The following is a 6687-nucleotide window of genomic DNA, read 5'->3' as shown; positions in this document are numbered from 1 at the left end:
AACTTACCCTTATGGAAAGTACATGAAATGGCTAATTGTAGGAAAGGGACATGGCGTTCAACAATGATGCTAAATATTGTGCTTACAAATAAAGAAATAGTAAATCTAGGTTATATGACCATGACTCACTATTACTTGAAAATACGTGAAAACTAGAGAACCGCCGTATACCGAACGGTACGTACGGTGGTGTGAGAGGTCGGAATATCAATTAATGATATTCCTCCTACTCGATTATATGATGAACTTTGATATATCCTTAAACTAAATAAAGTCCATTAAAATTTAAAATTTTATCTATTGTTGATATTTGCTAAAAGTATTATCATTATTTATGGAAGGGGAGATATTCGTTATGGATATTAGATCAAAAAGAACTACAAAAGTAAATACAGGATTAAAAAATAAGGGTTTATTAGCTCAAGTACGAAAACATTGGATTTTATATTTAATGCTTTTACCATGTTTGGTTTATTTTTTTATTTTCAAATATATTCCAATGGGTGGATTGTTATTAGCTTTTAAAGAATTCAAATTTAATAAATCCCTTTTGGAAAGTCCATGGGTAGGCTTTCAATATTTTGAAGCATTCTTTTCAAATTATCAGTTTCCGCAATTATTAAGAAATACAATAGTAATTGGTTTGATAAAGATTGTATTAGAATTTCCTTTTCCAATTATTTTAGCTTTAATGTTAAATGAAGTGAAAAGTAAGAGGTTCAAAAGGATATCACAAACTATATCTTATTTACCACACTTTATTTCATGGGTTGTAGCTATTGCTATAGTACAGAGAGTACTTGCTCCAGATATAGGACTTATGAATCAATTCAAAACTTTATTTGGTGGTGATGGGAGTACCTTTTATCTAATGGAAGGTAAATATTTCTATTCCATACTTTTTTCTAGCGATATTTGGAAAAGTATTGGATGGGGTTCTATTATATATTTGGCTGCGATATCTGGGATAGATCCACAATTATATGAAGCCGCAAGAATTGATGGAGCTACTAAAGCTAAAGAGATATGGCATATTACCCTACCGGGAATAAGAACAACTGCTGGAATTCTTTTTATAATGGGATTAGGTGGTTTAATATCAACAGGATTTGAACAATTAATGCTTCTTAGAACTCCTGGTAATATGAGTTTGGCAGACACACTTGATGTGTATGTTATTAAAACGGGATTAACAAACGGTCAATATGGTTATGCTACAGCCGTTGGACTTATACAAGGTATTGTTGGATTGATTTTGGTAATAACAGCCAACAAGTTAAGCAAGAAGTATAGTGAAGTTAGTGTGTGGTAGAAGGTAAACCTTTCTATGATATATAAAAAATCTATTTAGGGGGAACAAATATGAAAAAAATTGTATCAATAATGTTAAGTGTAACATTGCTCATGACAGTATTATTAGCTGGATGTGGGGGAAAAACTGATACTAGTAGTACAGATAAAGTTGTTGAAAAGCCTTCAGACAAACCTGATACCTGGATAGCTGATAGACACATAGTCTTAAGAACTTTTGATGAAGATATCGGACTTGGATTACCTGATGATCAAATCAATAATGAAGTTGCTCAAAAAATTAAAGAATTAACAGGGATAACTTTTGAGATTGAGCATACTGCTGCAAATAGCAGTAAAGAAGCTTTGATGACAACTTTAGCTTCTGGAGATTTACCAGACGCTATATACTACTATTTGAATCATTCAGCTAGGCCTGAAATGGGTATAGTATTAAAAGGTGCTCGTGAAGGATTGTTCGCTGATGTTGCTCCGTATTTGAAAGAAACAAAAGTGTATTCTAAATATTTTGAACCTGGATTTCTTCCAACAGATTCATTCAAAAATATTATACAAAGACCAGAATTTAATGGAGCTACATATATAGTTCATATGAGAATTCAAAGAACTGAAACTGCACAAGATTACAAAATGAGGGGCGGTATGTATATTCAAAAGGATATCGCAGATACTTTAGGAATAAAAGGTTGGGAAATTAAAACACAAGATGATTTGTATGAATTACTTAAAAAAATTAAAGATGGTAACTTCAAAGATGTAAATGGTAAAACTGTAACTCCGCTTGGACCATCATTGTGGGGTGGTAGAATGCGCCATTATGCAAATGCTAACTTTACATTTGCTAGTGATGGTAGTTTTGGTATAGTAGATGGTAAAATTGTTCATGAATCAGAGACAGATCTTGTTATGAAGCAAATTGACTTTTTCAAAAAATTATTAAACGAAGATCTTATTCATCCTGAATTCTTTACAATGGATGGGACAAGAGCTGAAGAAGCATGTCGCTCGAATTCATTTGCAATTATAGAAGATGTTCATAATTATATAGATATGTTTGAAGATGCAGAGTACTACCCTGTAGGACCTTTATTAGATTATGAAGGTGAAGATATAGAATATGAACCAGGGAAAGCAGGATATTGTGCTTGGTCAATAGCATCTACGGCTAAAAGACCTGAGGAAATTGTAAAATTTGCTGATTTCATGGCATCAAAAGAAGGAAAACTTCTATGGCAATATGGTATAGAAGGAAAACATTATGATATGGTTGATGGTAAACCAATGGTTAAACAAGAAATATTAGATCTTGTAGAAAATGATCCTGAGGCAGCTATGCAATTAAATATTTACATGGGTGGCGCAGGTAGTCAATGGGGAATACCATTTGGTAACACTGATAATGATTTTGAGACAGATTTTGGTGAATTAATTTATGGTAGTAAACTAGATCCTACAAAGAATAAAATTCCTCTTTCTCTTTATAATTATGGACGAGAGGAACGTCAAAGAAAAGTTGTCTATACAGAGGGATTTTCAGCAACTGCATATCTTAACGATTGGGAAAATGCTGCAGAATTAAAACCAATATTAGATTCATATGATGATTTAAGAATAAAAGCTATTTATTCCAAATCTATGGATGAAGCAAAAAAAATATTTGATAACTATAGAAAACAATTGAAAAATGCTGGCATTGAAGAATTTGAAAACTATTTGATGAAATTGTATGAAGAAGATCCAAAGCAGTTAAAGTTACGTTAAATATTTAATAAAACATTGGGTTGACAAATTGTATATTTGTCAACCTGATACATTAAAAAGAGGGTGAAATATTGATAAATAAAAGAACTAAACCATTTTGTTGGAAGAAGATTTTTCATATATTGAATATATTGATTTTATCATTATTTTCATTAGCTGTAATTCTACCAATATTGAATATTATAGCATTATCACTTAATGGTGGTAAAGATGCTGCAATGGGTGGAGTTTATTTCTGGCCTAGAGTATTTACGCTTGATAATTACAAGGCGGTTTTTAATGATAACAGAATCATTACTGGATATAAGATAACCATTCTAAGAACGGTTATTGGTACAGTAAGTAGTATATTTCTGACTGCTATGGCTGCATTTGCATTAAAGAGTAGAACATTGCCTGGTAGAAGAGTGATTACCTTTCTAATATTTTTCACTATGTTGTTTAGTGGTGGTACCATTCCATATTATATGTTACTTAGAAATACTGGGCTTTTAAATACTTTTTGGGTTTACGTAATACCATCATTATATAGTACATGGAACATAATAATGATGAGAACCTTTTTTGAAGGTATAAGTATTAGTTTAGAAGAATCGGCTAAATTAGATGGTTGTAATGATTTTACAGTATTTATTAAAATAATATTACCATTAAGCAAGCCGGTTATAGCTGTAATTGCACTCTTTAATGGTGTTGCACATTGGAATGATTGGTTTACAGGTGCATATTTTGTAACAAATGCTGATTTGCATCCGGTACAAACAATTTTACAAGAGATGTTAACCACACAAGCTAAACTAAAGGAATTAATGTCAGATTCATATCAATCAGCACAATTTGCCAAGCGAGCTGTAACGGGTGAATCACTTAAGATGGCCACAATTGTAGTATCAACACTCCCCATAGTTTTAGTATATCCTTTTATTCAGAAATACTTTGCAAAAGGTGTTATGATAGGTGCTATTAAAGAATAATGCTGATATATTGAGTTATGAAATGAAAAGTAAGGATGAATATTCTTACTTTTAGTTTTAGGTATATATGATAATAAGTACGAATAATTAGATGACATGGTGGATAATGAGGAGATTGAAGATGAATTTACAAAAAAAATGGACTGTATACTTAATACATCATTCGCATCTTGATGTTGGTTATACACATACAACTTCAGAGATATCTTATAGATACAATAAGTTTTTAGATGATATTTTATTGGAAATTGAATTAATCAAATCAGGAAAAGAAGAAACCAAGGGGTATAAATACACAGTAGAATGTTATTGGATTTTAGATAATTATTTGAAATCAGCTTCAAAAGAAAAAATTGAGAAAATGATGAAGGCTATAGAAGAGGGATACGTTGAGGTGACAGGTTCCTATTTTAATTTTACTGATTCAATCCATCCGCGTATTTATGGTTCTTTGGTAAAAAGAGCACAAAAATTAGCAAGAGATGCAAATTCATCTGTAAAAGCTGCAATGTTCTCAGATGTAAATGGATTGAATGTTACATATGCAATGGAACTTGCAAATAATGGCATAGAATATTTATTTACGAATGTTCATTCAGGTCATGGTATATATTCGTTGAATGAGAAATTAATTCCATTTAAATGGAAGTTGCCAAATAATAAAGAAATATTAACATATAACGGTGAATTATATACATATGGCAATGAATTTGGTTTTTGTCCAAGAGGTGCATTTTCGGATGTTATAACTGATGAAGGATTTAACGCAAAAGCATATAACTATGACGATAAAATTAATGATTGGATTAATTTACCTAAAAAGCGTTTCAATAAATTACTGGGGTATCTAGAAAGTATCAATCACAAATTTAATTTTGTTGCAATGGGAATTCATGGAACTGATGATGACAATGCCATTCCTAATCCCAATATTGTGCCACGTATAAAACAATGGAATGAATTATATAGTGACCAAGTAGAAGTCAAACTTGTAACATTAACTGAATTTTTTGATGAAATTAAAGATAATGAGAATATTGAAACTTACGAAGGAGATTGGGCAGATTGGTGGAGTGATGGGATAGGTACTGCACCATATCACTTTAAATATTTTAAAAGATTACAGACTGAGTATCTATATTATAAGGACGTTGCAAGTGAATTAACTAAAGATGTTGAAGAAGAAATAGAAACAACGATAGCATTATATGCGGAACATACTTTTGGACATTTTATGAGTATTTCAGATCCATATTTATTTGATGTTGGAAGTATTCAACTTGTAAAAGAAAGTTATATTGGAAGACTTGTGGGACTTGTAAATGATATAAAGTATAAATATTATAATGCAAATGGTGCTAATAATTGTAGTGTCAATGTAAGTAATAAATTTTTATTAACTAACCCAACTGAGGAAGTATTTAAAAGCGTTATAGCTCTAAGGTTTGATAAGTTTGATTTATATACTTATACTGAGCCTTATAAAATCACTGATTCTAATGGAAAAATATATCCATATTTTATGAAGAGGATAGAGGAATTAAGAACTTCAGTACCTCATATTTACGTTGAATTAAAATCGTTGCAGCAATTAGAAATAACAGTAGATAAATTAGAAACAAATAAATTTGAAATAGAGTTATTTGAGGAAGCGTTTCATACGAGTGCTGGTGTAGGACTTGAAAGACTGACGGATATAAATCCAATATCGATTCCTAAATCCGAATTTTTGTTCGAGCGTGTTATGATGTCAGAAGATCAAGCGCAATATAAAGATATATTAATAAAATGGAATGAAAGAGGTGTTTTTTCAATACTTGATAAAACTATAGATTGTGAATTACTAAATGGAAAAGAATGTTTAGGTACTCCTATTTTTGAAACAAACAAAGATAGTAAAGGTGAAGTATGGGATGATAGAGAAGCTAATAGGAGATATCGTTTTATTTCAAGAAATAAAAAAACACTGATGAGTAATCGTTATTTTGGAGAACTTGATTACGTTGATTTAATTGAGGATAATCCTTATTATTTTGAACTTGCATTATATTTCAAAATAAATAAGTTCGATTTATATAAGCAAACAATGAGAGTATATAAGACAACAAAGAAAATTGAGATGAATATTATATTAACAAAAGAATATGTTAAACAATCTCATAATTTATATATTGCATTACCTTTTACTACTGAGCAAAATAAACTTTATGTTGATCGAGGAGACTTATTGCTAGAAGCATGGAAAGAACATTTGCCTGGGACATTAACTGAACACAATACTGTATATGGAGGATTTTTTGTGGAACGAAATGATTTGAATATTCAAGTGGCGTGTCCGGATGTGTTTTTATTACAGTTAAAATCATATAAATATGAACCAACGGTACTAATGTGTGAAAATATAAAAGAGATTCATGACTTTAATATTTATTCATGGCCTATTTGTAATATGTGGCATTGTAACTTTTTTTCAAGAGAAAGCAACCATTTAAATATTAATTACACAATAGAGTGGGGAACAAAAATAATTAAAAGCAGTTCTATAGAAAAGTTTAGACAATCCTCACTTGGAGTTATTCAATATAAGATATAGTAATTAGGTAGTTGAATCTGGAACTAAGTTAAATTTATACCAAGAAAG

Annotated in this window: 4 protein-coding genes; all 4 read left to right on the top strand. The window is 30.5% G+C overall.

The window, feature by feature from the left end; genetic code table 11:
- Window positions 1-355 precede the first annotated feature (355 nt).
- The gene (locus ACX6CF_RS17140; RefSeq protein ID WP_458786579.1) at window positions 356-1312 is read left to right on the top strand and encodes an ABC transporter permease; all 957 of its coding nucleotides are present in this window, start codon (window positions 356-358) and stop codon (window positions 1310-1312) included.
- Window positions 1313-1362: 50 nt separating this feature from the next.
- Entirely contained in the window at window positions 1363-3072 is a 1710-nt protein-coding gene (locus ACX6CF_RS17135) for an extracellular solute-binding protein (protein ID WP_458786578.1), read from the top strand.
- Between the two features lie 71 nt (window positions 3073-3143).
- On the top strand, window positions 3144-4046 hold the full coding sequence (locus ACX6CF_RS17130; RefSeq protein ID WP_458786577.1) for a carbohydrate ABC transporter permease: 903 nt from the start codon (window positions 3144-3146) through the stop codon (window positions 4044-4046).
- A 121-nt stretch (window positions 4047-4167) separates the two neighbouring features.
- Window positions 4168-6639, top strand: coding sequence for a glycoside hydrolase family 38 N-terminal domain-containing protein (locus ACX6CF_RS17125; RefSeq protein ID WP_458786576.1), 2472 nt, complete (start codon window positions 4168-4170; stop codon window positions 6637-6639).
- The last annotated feature ends 48 nt before the right edge of the window (window positions 6640-6687 follow it).

It is taken from the genome of Vallitalea sediminicola (genome assembly GCF_054408565.1).
The sequence above is the reverse complement of the archived record's forward strand: the minus strand, read 5'-3'. Positions and strand labels throughout refer to the sequence as shown.

What these genes read in the sequence shown, in the direction of transcription:
- ACX6CF_RS17125 (WP_458786576.1), top strand. Translation starts at nt 4,168, where the DNA reads ATGAATTTACAAAAAAAATGGACTGTATACTTAATACATCATTCGCAT.
- ACX6CF_RS17135 (WP_458786578.1), top strand. Translation starts at nt 1,363, where the DNA reads ATGAAAAAAATTGTATCAATAATGTTAAGTGTAACATTGCTCATGACA.
- ACX6CF_RS17140 (WP_458786579.1), top strand. Translation starts at nt 356, where the DNA reads ATGGATATTAGATCAAAAAGAACTACAAAAGTAAATACAGGATTAAAA.